The sequence below is a fragment of the Clostridium sp. Marseille-P2415 genome (genome assembly GCF_900155545.1).
Classification (GTDB): domain Bacteria; phylum Bacillota; class Clostridia; order Lachnospirales; family Lachnospiraceae; genus Lacrimispora.
On the sequence record NZ_LT732525.1, the window covers coordinates 803,375 to 818,027 of the forward strand.

Sequence of the window (14,653 nt, forward strand, 5' to 3'; positions counted from 1 at the left end):
ACTATGCTCCTAAAATGGCAGCGATATCAGAGAACACTTTATTTAACTCCTGTGTTCCGTCAATATTCACTAACACACCGGCTTCTTTATAATAATCAATCAGAGGCTGTGTCTGGTCATGGTAGACTGACAAACGCTTCTTAACGGTCTCCGGCTTATCATCATCTCTTAAAATAAGCTTTTCGCCGCAGACATCGCATACATCCAGAATTTTGCTTGGATTGTATACAATGTGATATGTAGCTCCGCAGGAAATGCAGGCGCGGCGTCCTGACATTCTGTTAATGATATTCTCATCCGGTACATCAACATTAATAGCAAAGTCAATCTTCTGTCCCATTCCGGAAAGAGCCTTCTTAAGGCTTTCTGCCTGCGGAATGGTTCTTGGAAAACCATCCAGAACATAGCCGTTTTCGCAGTCTTTCTTCTGTATACGGTCCATCAGCATACCAATGGTCAGTTCATCCGGCACCAGCTCGCCCTGATCCATGTATTCCTTCGCCTTTCTGCCTAACTCTGTTCCTTCCTTGATATTGGAACGGAAAATATCTCCGGTAGAAATATGCGGAATCTGATATTTTTCAGCAATTTTTTTTGCCTGGGTACCTTTGCCGGCACCAGGGGCACCTAACATGATGATCTTCATCAACAGTCCCTCCCTTGCATGAAATACGTAACTTTCTTAAGGTTAAATGATAAGAAACATGCTTTACGAGTTTCTTATCATTATCGCGGCAGCCGCCACATGAACATGCAAGCATGCTCATTCGGCTCGTCGCCCGCGTAAATGCATAAATCCCAAGGAAAACACGCATAGCGTGTTTCCCTTGGTTTGTCCTCTAATCGTTTAAAAAGCCTTTATAATAACGTACAAGCATCTGAGATTCAACCGCCTTAATTGTCTCAAGTACTACACTGACGATGATGATCAGGGATGTACCTCCAAATGACAAACGGCTTACATTAAACAAGCCGGATACCATAATGGGGATGATACAGATGATCGTCAGACCGCATGCACCTATAAATACGATATAGTTCAAAATAGAATTGAGGTAATCACTGGTCGGTTTTCCCGGACGGATACCCGGAATAAAGCCGCCGGACTTCTTCATGTTATTCGCTACTTCCAGCGGATTAAAAGTAATCGATGTATAGAAGTAAGCAAACACAATAATAAGAGCCACGTAAACGATCAGACCGACAGAGTACACCGGTTTCTCCGGTTTGAACCAGCTGGAAGAATTGAGTGCCATCAAAATGTGGCCTCCAATGCCATTGTAGTTGATCTTATTGCCTAAAAACTGGGCGATCACTACCGGAAAAGACAGGATAGAGGAAGCGAAAATAACCGGAATAACGCCGGCAGTATTCACTTTTAACGGAATGTTGGTGGCTTGTCCGCCGACCATCTTCCGTCCCTGCATCTTTTTGGAGTATTGCACAGGAATTCTTCTTTCCCCATCCTGAAGGATAATGACAAATACGACAATCGCTACGATAACTGCAAAAATGATAATGGCTGCTACTGCCGCTACTGCGACCGACTTTCCAGACATAAATCTGGTATATAAGGTCGACGCATCAGACGGGAAGCTGGATATGATGTTAAATAACAGGACTATGGAAATACCATTTCCCACACCATTCTCCGTAATACGTTCCCCGATCCACATCAGAAGAGCACTGCCTGCCGTCATGGTAACGACTGCAATGATAACGCTTAATGCATTAAATTCTTTTAACAGCCCCTGGCCGCCGAATCCGATCGCCATAGCGATGGATTCGATTAAAGCCAGACCAACTGTTACATAACGGGTGTATTCCGCAATCTTTTTTCTTCCGTCTTCCCCATCTTTCTGCATCTCCTCCAGCTTTGGAATTGCAATGGTCAAAAGCTGCATGATAATGGAAGATGTGATGTATGGGGTAATGCTCAGTGCGAATACGGACATATTGGTAAAGGAACTGCCCGTCACAGCGTTAAAGAAACCGAACGCATCGTTATTCTGTTGAGTAAAAAAATCTTTAAAAAAACTTGTTTCAACTCCTGGAATCGGCAATTGAGAACCGATTCTGGTAACCACCAGCATCAGGAACGTATAGATAAGCTTCTTTCTTACGTCCTTGACCTTGAATGCATTACGGAGTGTTTTTAACATATTAGATCACCTCGCAGGTTCCACCTAAAGCCTCGATTTTGGTTTTTGCGCCTTCGCTGAAAGCATCTACCTTTATTGTAAGCTTTTTGGTTAATTCTCCATTTCCAAGGATCTTAACGCCATCACGCGGATTCTTAACGATACCGCTCTCTAATAAAGTTTCAACTGTAACAACCGTATCGTTGTCGAAACCTTCCAAAGCGCCTACATTGATACCAATAATAGTCTTAGTATTTCTATTTTTAAAGCCTCTCTTAGGAAGACGCCTGTATAAAGGCATCTGACCGCCTTCAAAACCCGGTCTGGTCGCACCGGAACGAGCCTTCTGTCCTTTATGGCCTTTTCCTGCGGTCTTGCCGTTTCCTGAACCATGTCCGCGGCCTCTTCTGAAGTTATCGCTGTGTTTGGAACCTAACGCAGGCTGTAAATTTGATAAATCCATTGCTTGCACCTCCTTACTGTTCTCTCTTAAATCTCTTCCACTTTTACTAAATGACGCACGCTGGCAATCATACCTCTTACAGCGCCATTGTCCGGCATTTCAACTGTCTTATGAAGCTTCTTTAAGCCTAACGCTAAAACGGTTGCTTTCTGCTTCGGAACTGCGCCGATCGGGGATTTCACCAATGTGATTTTTAATTTATCTGCCATCTTCTTATCCTCCTTAGCCTAAAATCTCTTCAACAGATTTGCCGCGAAGCTTTGCAACTTCCTCAGGAGTCTTTAACTGAGTTAATCCCTCGATCGTAGCTAAAACTACATTCGTCTTGTTATTGGAACCTAAGGACTTTGAATGGATATTCTTGATACCTGCAAGCTCTATAACAGCACGGGCAGGACCTCCTGCAATTACTCCGGTACCTTCGGAAGCTCTCTTAAGAAGTACGGATGAACTTCCAAAGTATCCGATCAGGTCATGAGGAATACTGTTGTTCTCATCGATCGGAACGGTAACCATATTCTTAATAGCAGCCTCTTTTCCTTTGCGGATTGCTTCCGGAACTTCACCTGCTTTACCAAGACCAGCACCTACGTGGCCGTTGCCATCGCCTACGACTACTAAAGCAGAGAATCTCATGGTACGTCCACCCTTAACGGTTTTAGATACGCGCTTGATAGCAACTACTCTGTCGTTTAATTCTAACTGACTTGCATCAATAATTGTACGTTTCACGCTGTCATTCTCCTCTCTACTAGAATTCCAGACCAGCTTCTCTGGCTGCGTCTGCTAATGCCTGAATCTTACCCTGATATATAAAACCGCCTCTGTCAAAGACAACTTCCTTAATACCTTTTTCAATAGCCCTCTTTGCAACTACGGTACCTACATATGCTGCAGCATCAACGTCGTTAGTTTTCTCTAATTCTGCCTTTACTTCTTTTTCTACTGTAGAAGCAGCGACTAAAGTCTTACCAACTGTATCGTCAATAATTTGAGCATACATATGATTATTACTTCTAAACACAGCTAAACGTGGTCTTTCTGCAGTGCCTGCAAAACGATTACGTAATCTGTTGTGCTTTTTAACGCGAATTTCGCTTCTTGACTGTTTGCTAACCATCTTTACACTCTCCTTAATTATTTCTTACCAGTCTTACCAACTTTACGTCTGATCACTTCGTCAGCATACTTGATACCCTTACCCTTATACGGCTCAGGTCTTCTCTTATCTCTGATTTCAGCAGCGTACTGGCCAACTTTTTCTTTATCGATACCTTTAATGATGATGGTGTTCTGTCCATCCATAGCAGATTCAATGCCTTCCGGATCTTCCATCTCTACCGGGTGGGAGTAACCAAGAGAAAGAACCAGCTTCTTTCCCTGCTTCTGCGCTCTGTAACCAACACCATTGATTTCCAGCTTCTTCTCATACCCTTCCGTAACACCAACGATCATGTTGTTCACTAATGTTCTGGTCAGACCATGTAAAGATTTCATTTTCTTTAAATCATTTGGTCTTGTAACGACGATATGACCATCTTCTTCTTTGATCGTCATCTCAGTCGGTAATACTCTCTCAAGAGTTCCCTTAGGACCTTTTACAGTCACTTTGTTATTTTCTGCGATTGTAACAGTTACGCCTGCCGGAATCGCGATAGGCATTCTTCCAATACGTGACATGCCGTTTACCTCCTTAAATTTTCGGAAGGAACCTTTTCGTTCCCTCTGTTTTCAGATGCTGCAGTAATTACCAAATGAATGCTAATACTTCTCCGCCAACGCCCTGTGTGCGTGCTTCCTTATCGGTAATTACGCCCTGGTTTGTGGAGATGATAGCTGTTCCTAAGCCGCCAAGTACCTTCGGTAACTCTTCCTTGTTTGCATATACACGTAAACCTGGCTTGGAGATTCTCTTAATACCTGTGATGATTTTTTCGTTTTTATCTTTTCCGTATTTTAAGGTGATCCGGATTGTCTGGAATGCACCGTCTTCTACGAGATCGTATTTTTTAATGTAACCCTCTTTCACAAGGATATCAGCAATAGCTATTTTCATCTTGGATGAAGGTACATCTACTGTATCATGTTTTGCAGTATTTGCATTACGGATTCTTGTAAGCATATCTGCGATTGGATCGCTCATTGTCATTTTGAAATTGCCTCCTTCCTTATTTTACCAGCTTGCTTTTTTAACGCCTGGGATCTGGCCCTTGTATGCTAATTCACGGAAGCAGATTCTGCAGATTCCGTATTTTCTTAAATAAGCATGTGGACGACCACAGATTCTGCAACGATTGTATTCTCTTGAGGAGAATTTTGCAGGTTTCTGCTGTTTGATCTTCATTGAAGTCTTAGCCATGGATTATTCCTCCTACTATTTTGCAAATGGCATATTGAATAATGTCAAAAGTTCACGGGCTTCTTCGTCTGTCTTAGCGGTAGTTACGAAAATAACGTCCATACCTCTTACCTTGTCAACTTTATCGTACTCAATTTCAGGGAAAATAAGCTGTTCCTTAATGCCAAGGGCATAGTTTCCTCTGCCATCAAATGCGTTAGGATTCACACCTCTGAAGTCACGTACACGAGGAAGTGCAAGGTTGATCAGACGATCCGCAAACTCATACATTCTCTCGCCGCGTAACGTTACTTTACAGCCGATCGGCATACCTTCTCTGATTTTGAAGTTAGCAACTGATTTTTTAGCCTTTGTTAAGACTGCCTTCTGTCCGGAGATGATTTCCAAATCTCTTACTGCAGAGTCTAAAATCTTGGCATTTTCCTTTGCTTCACCAATACCCATATTGATGACAATCTTATTTAACTTCGGTACTTCCATGATGTTCTTATATCCAAATTTCTTGATCATAGCGTCTACGATCTCTGTCTGGTACATCTCTTTTAATCTAGCCAATTTTTATTCCTCCTCTCCGAATTAATCAATTACTTTACCGGTTGCTTTTGCAACACGGACTTTTTTACCGTCTTTTACTTCAAAGCCAACTCTGGTCGCTTTTCCGTCGACAACAAGCATTACATTGGAGATATCAAATGCAGCTTCCTTCTGTACGATACCGCCCTGTGGGCTGCTTGGGCCTGGTTTCACATGCTTTGTGATCATGTTAACGCCTTCCACTACCACTTTGTTATTCTTCGTATCCACGTGAAGAACTTTGCCCTGTTTGTCTTTATCTTTTCCTGTGATAACCTTTACCAGGTCATCTCTTTTAATTTTATGCACAGTCCGACACCTCCTTATAATACTTCCGGAGCTAAGGAAACAATCTTCATGAACTGTTTCTCTCTTAACTCTCTGGCAACCGGTCCAAAGATACGAGTTCCTTTTGGAGTCTTGTCATCTTTGATAATTACGGCAGCATTCTCATCGAACTTGATATAAGAACCGTCTCTGCGGCGTGCGCCCTTAACGGTGCGTACGACAACGGCCTTTACAACGTCGCCTTTCTTCACAACACCGCCAGGTGTTGCGTCTTTTACGCTGGCAACGATAACATCACCAATATTAGCATATCTTCTTGTAGATCCGCCCATAACACGGATACAAAGCAATTCTTTTGCACCGGTATTGTCGGCAACCTTTAATCTGGTTTCCTGCTGAATCATGCCTGTTACTCCTTCCTGGAAATAAATTATTTCGCTCTTTCGAGAATCTCAACAAGTCTCCATCTCTTGTCTTTGGACAGCGGTCTTGTTTCCATTACTTTTACGGTATCGCCCATGTTGCAGTCATTGTTCTCATCATGAGCTTTTAATTTATACGTTCTTTTTACGATCTTGCCGTATAAAGGATGTTCTACATGGTCTTCAATCGCTACAACGATGGTCTTATCCATCTTGCTGCTCACAACCTTACCAGTACGGGTTTTTCTTAAATTTCTTTCCACGTTCGGTATTCTCCTTTCGAGTTTTGGCCGCTATGGACCCTATATATAAGTTTACACACAGTCGTGTGTGTCATGCTTTTAAAATCAATCGCAACTTAAGCTAATTTAGCCTTCTCAGTTATAACAGTCTGAATTCTGGCAATGTTCTTGCGAACATCTTTGATCCTGCTTGTGTTATCAAGCTGATTGGTCGCATTCTGAAATCTTAAGTTGAAAAGTTCTTTCTTTGCAGCTACTAATTCTTCGTTCAGTTCTGCAACTGATTTTCCTTTTAATTCTTCAACATACTTATTAATTTTCACTGTCATTCACCGCCTTCTAAATCTGCTTTAGCAGCAATTTTACATTTGCATGGCAACTTATGCATAGCAAGACGTAAAGCTTCACGTGCTGTTTCTTCAGGTACTCCAGCGATTTCGAATAATACACGGCCTGGTTTCACTACTGCTACCCAGTATTCCAGAGCGCCCTTACCGGAACCCATACGGGTTTCTGCTGGCTTTGCTGTTACAGGTTTATCCGGGAAAATCTTGATCCAGACTTTACCGCCACGCTTGATGTAACGAGTCATAGCAACACGGGCTGCCTCGATCTGGTTCGATTTGATCCAGCATGGTTCTAAAGATACTAAACCGAACTCACCGTTGCTGATTGTATTGCCTCTTAACGCTTTACCAGCCATGGAACCACGGAACTGTTTACGACGTTTTACTCTCTTAGGCATTAACATTATTTATCGCTCCCTTCCTTGTTTCCTTTAGTTGGAAGTATTTCGCCATTGTAGATCCATACCTTAACGCCAATCTTGCCAAAGGTTGTATCTGCTTCAGCGAAACCATAGTCAATATCTGCTCTCAGTGTCTGTAACGGAATGGTTCCTTCACTGTAGAACTCGGTACGAGCCATATCAGCGCCGCCAAGACGTCCTGCAACTGCAGTCTTGATCCCCTTTACGCCAGCCTTCATGGAACGGCCCATGGTGGACTTCATAGCGCGGCGGAAGGATATACGGTTCTCTAACTGCTGTGCAATGGATTCAGCTACTAACTGAGCATCTTTGTCAGGTCTCTTGATTTCTTTGATATCAACAAATAATTTTTTATCTGTAAGCTTCTGAACTTCAGCTTTTAATTTTTCAATCTCAGCTCCGCCCTTACCGATAACAACGCCTGGCTTTGCTGTGTGGATGATAACTTTCACGCGGTCAGATGCCCGTTCAATTTCGATGCCAGAAATACCGGCGCTGTATAATCTCTTTTTAAGAAACTTTCTGATTGCATAATCTTCTACTAAGTTGTCTGCGAAATCAGCTTCAGCATACCATTTTGAGTCCCAGTCTTTAATAACACCGACTCTTAAGCCGTGTGGATTAACTTTCTGTCCCATTATTTGCCTCCTTATCTTTCATTAAGCACGATGGTGATGTGGCTCATTCTCTTTTCGATCCTGTAAGCGCGGCCCTGTGCTCTCGGTTTTACTCTCTTCATTGTCGGTCCCTTGTTTGCAAAACATTCCTCTACGTAAAGCTTTGCCGGGTCCATTCCGTTGTTATTCTCAGCGTTGGCGATAGCTGATTTTAATAACTTCTCTATCAAAGTAGAAGCATATCTGGGATTGTAAGTTACAATACCAAGTGCTGTCTGAATGTCTTTGCCTCTGATGGCATCTAATACGAAGCATGCTTTCTGAACAGAAACCCTAGCATAGGATAACTTTGCTGACGGTCTGGTGTCCTTCTCGGCATTTCTTTCTCTCTTAATCTGGCTTCTATGTCCCTTAGCCATTGGTGAATCCTCCTTTCAACTTTAACGCCCTTTGGAAATCTGCAAATATATCCGAAGGGTGTTTGTCTCTATAATTACTTACGGCCTGACTTTTTCTCGTCCTTGCCATGTCCTCTGTAAGTTCTTGTAGCAACGAATTCACCCAGTTTATGTCCAACCATATCCTCTGTAACATATACCGGAACGTGCTTTCTGCCATCATGAACTGCAATTGTATGTCCAACCATCTGCGGGAAGATCGTAGAACGGCGGGACCAGGTCTTGATTACCTGCTTCTGTCCTGCTGCGTTCATAGCATCTACTTTTTTCAGTAAATGAGCATCTGCAAACGGTCCTTTTTTAAGTGAGCGAGCCATAGGTTCTAACCTCCTTCAATTATTTAACGGTCTTTCCATCTCTTCTTCTAACGATTAACTTGTTAGACTGCTTGTGTTTCTTTCTGGTCTTTAAGCCAAGCGCCGGTTTGCCCCATGGTGTACATGGACCCGGACGTCCGATACCGGTCTTGCCTTCACCACCGCCGTGAGGATGGTCATTGGGGTTCATAACAGAACCGCGTACGGTAGGACGGAAGCCCATATGGCGTTTTCTGCCGGCTTTACCGATATTGATCAGGTTATGGTCGCCATTGCCTACAACACCGATGGTTGCTCTGCATCCGATCGGAACCATTCTCATCTCACCGGAAGGTAAACGAAGCGTTGCATATTTTCCTTCCTTTGCCATTAACTGTGCTGCGTTACCGGCAGAACGAACCAACTGTCCGCCTTTTCCAGGATAAAGCTCTATGTTATGAACCTGAGCACCGACCGGAATCTGGCTTAACGGTAAGCAGTTGCCGACTTTTGCCTCTGCCATCTCACCGCTCATAACCTTCATGCCGTCTGTTAAACCAGCCGGAGCAAGGATATAAGACTTTGTACCGTCTGTATAGCAGATTAATGCGATGTTGGCAGTTCTGTTCGGATCGTACTCAATACCGATAACAGTTGCTGCAATACCATCTTTGCTGTTTCTCTTGAAGTCAATGATTCTATATTTTCTCTTAACGCCGCCTCCGCGATGTCTGACAGTGATCTTACCCTGATTATTACGGCCGGCTGTTTTATTAATGGTCTTGCTGATTAAGGATTTCTCAGGAGTGGTCTTTGTGATCTCGCTGAAATCAGAACCGGTCATGTGTCTTCTGGAAGGGGTATATGGGTTATACTTTTTGATTCCCATGATTGTTTCTCCTTTCTTCTTTACTGCCCACGCTCTTTGGGCATAAAGGTATGCCTGCTAGGCGTTTCTTCCTGATCTCCGCATTTCCCCGGACATACAAGTATCAACGCCACCTGGCGTATCTTAATTATTGTGATATAATGTTCATCACATAGGTTGGCTGATGGTTTTCCCCCACCGCCTACAGTCCTTCAAAGATTTCGATATCTTTGCTGTCAGCTGTTAACTGAACGATAGCCTTCTTTGTCTTAGCGGTCTTACCGAAGGTCATTCCTCTTCTTTTGGTCTTTCCATCTAAGTTCATGGTGTTCACACTGGCAACCTTGGTGCCTGGGAACATCTTCTCAACAGCTTCCTTGATCATAGCCTTGTTAGCTTCCGTGTGTACTATAAATGTGTACTTCCTGGACGCCATAGCGTTCATGCTCTTCTCAGTTACTACAGGCTTCTGGATTACGTCGTAATACTTTATATCTGCCATTATGCGTACACCTCCTCGATTGCTGCAACAGCAGTCTTGGTAGCAACAACTGTGTTGTACTTTAAGATATCGTATACGTTGATCGTGTTAGCAAAAGCAGTCTTAACAGCAGCGATGTTTCTTGCGCTTATTACTGCATTTGTGCTGTCATCACCAACAACAACCAGAGCCTTGGATACCTTTAAGTTATTTAATACAGTCTGGAACTTCTTTGTCTTAATTTCATCAAACTTTAATTCGTCAACAACGATGAACTTATTCTCATTTACTCTGCTGGTCAGAGCGGACTTAAGAGCAAGTCTTCTTTCCTTCTTGTTAAGTCTGATTGTATAATCTCTTGGAGTCGGAGCGAAAACAATTCCGCCGCCTGTCCACTGCGGAGATCTTGTTGAACCCTGTCTTGCATGACCGGTTCCTTTCTGCTTCCACGGTTTTCTTCCGCCGCCGGATACTTCAGCACGTGTTTTTGCTTTCTGTGTGCCCTGGCGTTTATTTGCGAGCTGGCTTACGACTGCCATGTGTACGAGATGTTCATTAACATCAACACCAAACACTGCATCGTTTAACTCTAATGTGCCAACTTCTTTACCTTCCATATTGTAAACAGATACGTTTGCCATCTGTATGATCCTCCTTTCTTATAAAAGCATTAGTTCGCTGCTTTTACTGTTTCCTTGATTGTTACTAAAGACTTCTTAGGTCCTGGTACAGCACCCCTAACCAGAATCAGGTTATTCTCGGCATCAACCTTAACGATTTCAAGATTCTGGATTGTTACCCTTTTGTTACCCATCTGGCCAGGCATCTTTTTGCCCTTGAATACCTTGCTCGGATCAGAACATGCACCGTTGGAACCTGCATGACGATGGAACTTGGAACCGTGAGCCATAGGTCCTCTGGACTGTCCGTGTCTCTTAATAGCGCCCTGGAAACCTTTACCTTTGGAGATTGCTGTTGCATCGATCTTATCGCCTGCAGCGAAGACTTCTGCTTTGATTTCATCTTTTACGGAATACTCGGAAGCATTCTCAAGCTTAAATTCTCTTACGTATCTCTTATAAGATACACCGGCCTTATCAAAATGGCCCTTAATCGGCTTGCTGATAAGTTTTTCTCTCTTATCAACGAAACCAACCTGTACTGCACTGTAACCATCGTTCTCAACTGTCTTAACCTGTGTTACTACACAAGGACCAGCCTGGAGAACCGTTACCGGAGTTAATACTCCGTTCTCATTGAAGATCTGTGTCATTCCGACTTTGGTAGCTAAAATACCCTTCTTCATGTTTTTACCTCCTGTTTGTTAATTCTACAGCGGATTGCTTTCGCAATCATCCTAGAACAGCCCAATATACATGGAACACTATGACTCCGCCCGGCGGTATCATGATTACAGCACAATCATGATCACCATTCGCCGCTCGCCGAAAGTGCAAACACTTTCTTCTCACTTTCGCTCATGGAGATGTTGATTCCTTACAGGAAAAAGTGTCGCTTCTATATTAAAACCCTTCAGGACATGCATGGAACAATTTCCATAATGGTTCTGATGAAGATTATTTATTCTTCATCTTGATATCAATGTACACACCTGCCGGCATTTCCAGTCTGGATAATGCATCAACAGTCTTCTGGCTTGGTGTAATGATATCAATGAGTCTCTTATGCGTTCTCTGCTCGAACTGCTCTCTGGAATCTTTGTATTTGTGAACCGCTCTTAAGATGGTTACCACTTCCTTCTTGGTTGGTAACGGCACCGGTCCGCTCACTTTAGATCCTGTCTTTTTTACAGTGTCGATGATTTTGCCTGCAGACTGATCAACTAACTGGTGATCATACGCTTTTAATGTGATTCTCATTACTTGACTTGCCATAAAAAAAGTCGCCTCCTTTTCGCACTTAGTAGAAGTACGACAAGCGGTGACTGTACACGTTCCCGTGTGTGTCCTTCCGGACCTCACACTGACTTTCTGTTTACAAAAACAGAATTTTAAATTGTACAGTGACTTGTCGCCAGTTTCCTAACTTGACATTCGCTCCGCGGAAAACCTGCTTTTGTAAGCAGCAACCTCACGCTTCACAGCTATCATGCCACAGCCTTTACAGGATAGCATATTTTTTTTTACTTTGCAAGCCTTTTTTTCAAAAAAATGGCGCAAAATCTGATTTTTCTCAGGTTTTACGCCACTATCGTGATTCTTCTTAATTCCAGTTTGGTTCGTAAGGTTCTCTGCCTTTGGTTGGGGCTTCATCGTCAACCTTTAACAAGTTTCCGTTGCTGCCGGTCTTATACTTTACTCCCTCGGAGTTCTTTACGGTGGTACCCTTAGCCACTTTGCCGGAGGCATTCACCACATAAGTCGTGGTCGTACTTCCTGTAGGTATGGCAATGGGTTCATACTTGGTTCCATCATCGGCGCACTGGAGTTTTCCCATATAATACAGGTAACCATCTTTTACGCCGGTATAACCGCGGCCGCTGTCACTGAAATAATAAGTCCATTCGCTGCCATCGCCCTCAGTCACCTTTATTCTTCCCTTCTGCATGGTGCTGGTCTTCTTATCACCAAAATAATATGACGTATATTCCGAGCTGCTTCCGATTGTAACTTTCTGCAGCCCGTAAACAGGATTTCCAAGATTATTGAATAAATAGGTCTTATCGTTAATTTTCGTTAAGTTCTGTGTGCTGGCCTCTCCTTCCTTGGGACCGGTTTTGGGAACTCCGGCACTGGAAAAATAAAACCACTCCACATTCTCTTCATACCCGGAAAGCTCTTCCGGCGGCTCGATCGAATACCAGCCCACTCTCAGTTTCCCGTTGCTGTCATAGTATTTATAGTTCTGGATCTCATATTCGGCATTGTCAACTCCCACATTCTTCCAGCCGGTCTGAAGAGCCCCGTCAGAATCAAAACAATAAGCGACACCGTCAATCTTATAGGTGTTGTAGTCCCCGGACATATCCTTAGGAACATACTTTTTTCCGCTTTCGTTAAAATAGTACCAGGATTTCCCATCATCACCGTCCCCGGGGGTGACACGGTCCGGATCATAGTCGCTGTCCGGTGATAAGAGTTTCTGCCACCCGGTGCGCATAGCTCCATCCGTCCCGCAATAATACGTGTTATCCAGAACCCATCCGGTCTGCATCTCACCGTTGGAATCAAAGTAATACCACTTATTGTTAATCTTAGACCAATTGTCCATAATGGCTTTTCCGCTGCTGCCGAAATAATACCATTTATATTTAGAACTTCCCGAATCCTGAAACTTCATCCATTTATCGGTTACCAAGATTCCGTTGGTATCCATATAATAGGTATTTTCTACCCAGGTATTTACCGCCATCTCACCATAGCTGTTTAAATAACGCCAAAGGTTGTCCGCACCCTTTTTCCAGGTATTGGTTAATTTATTTCCGCTTGAATCATAGTAAACCCAGGTGCTTCCCGACTGAGCCCAGCCTTCCGCCGCCCAGGCATCCACAGATGCAGCACCAAGCGCCAGCATGGCAGTGGCAGCCAGCACAATGAGACCTTTTCTTTTCATATCTTCACTCCTTACAGGGATTTCCTTTTTTGCTATAATTTATTTTAACAATTAATTTTAGATTATTCAACTGTTTTAATCTTTCAATTCTATTACGAAATTATTTCCCCGGACAGCCTTTCTCAATCGTTTCCCCCGTACTTGACGCTCCAGGCTCCATCCAGTATAATCATAGAATCATCTGATAAAACTAATATTTATGATTGACAGAAAGAAAGGGCGGCACCAAATATGTGGATTGCAGACGGCTGGAAAGATTACGAAGTAATAGATTGTTCAGAAGGAGAAAAGCTGGAGCGCTGGGGAAAATATCTCCTTGTACGTCCTGACCCACAGGTTATCTGGTCCACTCCCCGGATGGAAAAGGGGTGGAAGAAAATGAACGGCCACTATCACCGGAGCTCCAAGGGCGGCGGTGAGTGGGAATTCTTTGACTTACCCGAGCAGTGGACGATCAGTTACAGGGATCTGACCTTTCAGTTAAAGCCATTTAGTTTTAAGCATACCGGTCTTTTCCCGGAACAGGCTGCGAACTGGGATTGGTTCGGGGAAAAAATAAAACAGGCCGGGCGGCCTGTAAAGGTACTTAACCTATTCGCCTATACGGGTGGGGCTACATTAGCGGCCGCAAAAGCAGGGGCTTCTGTTACCCATGTGGATGCTTCTAAGGGAATGGTCGGCTGGGCAAAGGAAAACGCCCGCTCCTCAGGACTTGAATCCGCGTCCATCCGCTGGATCGTAGATGACTGTGTGAAATTCGTTGAACGGGAGATCAGGCGGGGGAACCATTATGATGCCGTCATCATGGACCCTCCCTCCTATGGAAGAGGACCAAAAGGTGAAATCTGGAAAATCGAGGATGCCATTCATCCGTTTGTTAAACTCTGCGCACAGCTCTTGTCCGATAAGCCTCTGTTTTTCCTGATCAATTCCTATACGACAGGGCTGGCTCCATCCGTATTGTCTTACATGATCTCCCTGGAAGTGGGACAAAAGTTCGGAGGTACCGTGCAGTCCGAAGAAGTGGGACTCCCGGTTACAAGCCGCGGCCTGGTTCTCCCCTGCGGCGCATCCGGAAGATGGTCGGCTGAACAATAAAAGCC

At 43.8% G+C, this 14,653-nt stretch carries 25 protein-coding genes; 1 reads left to right on the top strand and 24 read right to left on the bottom strand.

The genetic code is table 11. From position 1 onward, the window contains the following. Position 1: 1 nt before the first annotated feature. The 24 genes from BQ9856_RS03860 to BQ9856_RS03975 form a co-directional block, all read right to left on the bottom strand. Positions 2-646: an adenylate kinase gene (locus BQ9856_RS03860; RefSeq protein WP_077609787.1), complete on the bottom strand. Its 645-nt coding sequence runs from the start codon at positions 644-646 to the stop codon at positions 2-4. Positions 647-839: 193 nt separating this feature from the next. Continuing rightward, complete coding sequence (secY, locus tag BQ9856_RS03865) at positions 840-2,162, bottom strand: preprotein translocase subunit SecY (protein WP_077609788.1); 1,323 nt, start codon at positions 2,160-2,162, stop codon at positions 840-842. A gap of 1 nt (position 2,163) precedes the next feature. Beyond that, complete coding sequence (rplO, locus tag BQ9856_RS03870; protein WP_077609789.1) at positions 2,164-2,604, bottom strand: 50S ribosomal protein L15; 441 nt, start codon at positions 2,602-2,604, stop codon at positions 2,164-2,166. A 26-nt stretch (positions 2,605-2,630) separates the two neighbouring features. Continuing rightward, positions 2,631-2,813 (bottom strand): 50S ribosomal protein L30, encoded by a 183-nt coding sequence (gene rpmD, locus BQ9856_RS03875; protein ID WP_077609790.1) that lies wholly within the window; start codon positions 2,811-2,813, stop codon positions 2,631-2,633. A 13-nt stretch (positions 2,814-2,826) separates the two neighbouring features. Beyond that, positions 2,827-3,336: a 30S ribosomal protein S5 gene (gene rpsE, locus BQ9856_RS03880; protein WP_077609791.1), complete on the bottom strand. Its 510-nt coding sequence runs from the start codon at positions 3,334-3,336 to the stop codon at positions 2,827-2,829. A 19-nt stretch (positions 3,337-3,355) separates the two neighbouring features. Next, positions 3,356-3,724: a 50S ribosomal protein L18 gene (gene rplR, locus BQ9856_RS03885; RefSeq protein WP_077609792.1), complete on the bottom strand. Its 369-nt coding sequence runs from the start codon at positions 3,722-3,724 to the stop codon at positions 3,356-3,358. A gap of 17 nt (positions 3,725-3,741) precedes the next feature. Further along, entirely contained in the window at positions 3,742-4,284 is a 543-nt protein-coding gene (rplF, locus tag BQ9856_RS03890; protein ID WP_077609793.1) for a 50S ribosomal protein L6, read from the bottom strand. Between the two features lie 67 nt (positions 4,285-4,351). After that, positions 4,352-4,753, bottom strand: coding sequence for a 30S ribosomal protein S8 (rpsH, locus tag BQ9856_RS03895; protein WP_077609794.1), 402 nt, complete (start codon positions 4,751-4,753; stop codon positions 4,352-4,354). A 24-nt stretch (positions 4,754-4,777) separates the two neighbouring features. Beyond that, complete coding sequence (locus BQ9856_RS03900) at positions 4,778-4,963, bottom strand: type Z 30S ribosomal protein S14 (RefSeq protein ID WP_077609795.1); 186 nt, start codon at positions 4,961-4,963, stop codon at positions 4,778-4,780. Positions 4,964-4,978: 15 nt separating this feature from the next. Beyond that, positions 4,979-5,518, bottom strand: coding sequence for a 50S ribosomal protein L5 (gene rplE / locus BQ9856_RS03905; protein WP_077609796.1), 540 nt, complete (start codon positions 5,516-5,518; stop codon positions 4,979-4,981). A 21-nt stretch (positions 5,519-5,539) separates the two neighbouring features. Then, entirely contained in the window at positions 5,540-5,845 is a 306-nt protein-coding gene (gene rplX, locus BQ9856_RS03910; protein WP_077609797.1) for a 50S ribosomal protein L24, read from the bottom strand. 14 nt (positions 5,846-5,859) lie between these two features. Further along, the gene (rplN, locus tag BQ9856_RS03915) at positions 5,860-6,228 is read right to left on the bottom strand and encodes a 50S ribosomal protein L14 (RefSeq protein WP_077609798.1); all 369 of its coding nucleotides are present in this window, start codon (positions 6,226-6,228) and stop codon (positions 5,860-5,862) included. 26 nt (positions 6,229-6,254) lie between these two features. Continuing rightward, the gene (rpsQ, locus tag BQ9856_RS03920) at positions 6,255-6,509 is read right to left on the bottom strand and encodes a 30S ribosomal protein S17 (RefSeq protein WP_013274331.1); all 255 of its coding nucleotides are present in this window, start codon (positions 6,507-6,509) and stop codon (positions 6,255-6,257) included. A gap of 95 nt (positions 6,510-6,604) precedes the next feature. Next, a complete protein-coding gene (rpmC, locus tag BQ9856_RS03925; RefSeq protein WP_077610031.1) occupies positions 6,605-6,811 on the bottom strand; it encodes a 50S ribosomal protein L29 in 207 nt (68 codons plus the stop codon). Between the two features lie 2 nt (positions 6,812-6,813). After that, positions 6,814-7,239, bottom strand: a complete 426-nt coding sequence (gene rplP / locus BQ9856_RS03930) for a 50S ribosomal protein L16 (RefSeq protein WP_077609799.1) — start codon at positions 7,237-7,239, stop codon at positions 6,814-6,816. Further along, positions 7,239-7,895, bottom strand: a complete 657-nt coding sequence (gene rpsC, locus BQ9856_RS03935) for a 30S ribosomal protein S3 (RefSeq protein ID WP_077609800.1) — start codon at positions 7,893-7,895, stop codon at positions 7,239-7,241. Before rpsC ends, rplP begins: the two co-directional genes overlap by 1 nt. 11 nt (positions 7,896-7,906) lie before the next feature. After that, the gene (gene rplV, locus BQ9856_RS03940) at positions 7,907-8,293 is read right to left on the bottom strand and encodes a 50S ribosomal protein L22 (protein WP_077609801.1); all 387 of its coding nucleotides are present in this window, start codon (positions 8,291-8,293) and stop codon (positions 7,907-7,909) included. Positions 8,294-8,367: 74 nt separating this feature from the next. Beyond that, positions 8,368-8,649 (bottom strand): 30S ribosomal protein S19, encoded by a 282-nt coding sequence (rpsS, locus tag BQ9856_RS03945; RefSeq protein ID WP_024834874.1) that lies wholly within the window; start codon positions 8,647-8,649, stop codon positions 8,368-8,370. A gap of 19 nt (positions 8,650-8,668) precedes the next feature. Continuing rightward, positions 8,669-9,517: a 50S ribosomal protein L2 gene (gene rplB, locus BQ9856_RS03950; RefSeq protein WP_077609802.1), complete on the bottom strand. Its 849-nt coding sequence runs from the start codon at positions 9,515-9,517 to the stop codon at positions 8,669-8,671. Between the two features lie 181 nt (positions 9,518-9,698). Beyond that, positions 9,699-9,998, bottom strand: a complete 300-nt coding sequence (rplW, locus tag BQ9856_RS03955; protein WP_077609803.1) for a 50S ribosomal protein L23 — start codon at positions 9,996-9,998, stop codon at positions 9,699-9,701. Further along, a complete protein-coding gene (rplD, locus tag BQ9856_RS03960) occupies positions 9,998-10,618 on the bottom strand; it encodes a 50S ribosomal protein L4 (protein ID WP_077609804.1) in 621 nt (206 codons plus the stop codon). The genes rplW and rplD overlap by 1 nt, the downstream gene beginning before the upstream one ends. A gap of 29 nt (positions 10,619-10,647) precedes the next feature. Continuing rightward, positions 10,648-11,283, bottom strand: a complete 636-nt coding sequence (gene rplC / locus BQ9856_RS03965; protein ID WP_077609805.1) for a 50S ribosomal protein L3 — start codon at positions 11,281-11,283, stop codon at positions 10,648-10,650. 271 nt (positions 11,284-11,554) lie between these two features. Continuing rightward, entirely contained in the window at positions 11,555-11,872 is a 318-nt protein-coding gene (gene rpsJ, locus BQ9856_RS03970) for a 30S ribosomal protein S10 (protein WP_013274341.1), read from the bottom strand. Positions 11,873-12,200: 328 nt separating this feature from the next. After that, a complete protein-coding gene (locus tag BQ9856_RS03975; protein WP_077609806.1) occupies positions 12,201-13,550 on the bottom strand; it encodes a cell wall-binding protein in 1,350 nt (449 codons plus the stop codon). Positions 13,551-13,781: 231 nt separating this feature from the next. Between BQ9856_RS03975 and BQ9856_RS03980 the strand changes: the two genes are divergently transcribed. Next, on the top strand, positions 13,782-14,648 hold the full coding sequence (locus tag BQ9856_RS03980; RefSeq protein ID WP_077609807.1) for a class I SAM-dependent methyltransferase: 867 nt from the start codon (positions 13,782-13,784) through the stop codon (positions 14,646-14,648). The last annotated feature ends 5 nt before the right edge of the window (positions 14,649-14,653 follow it).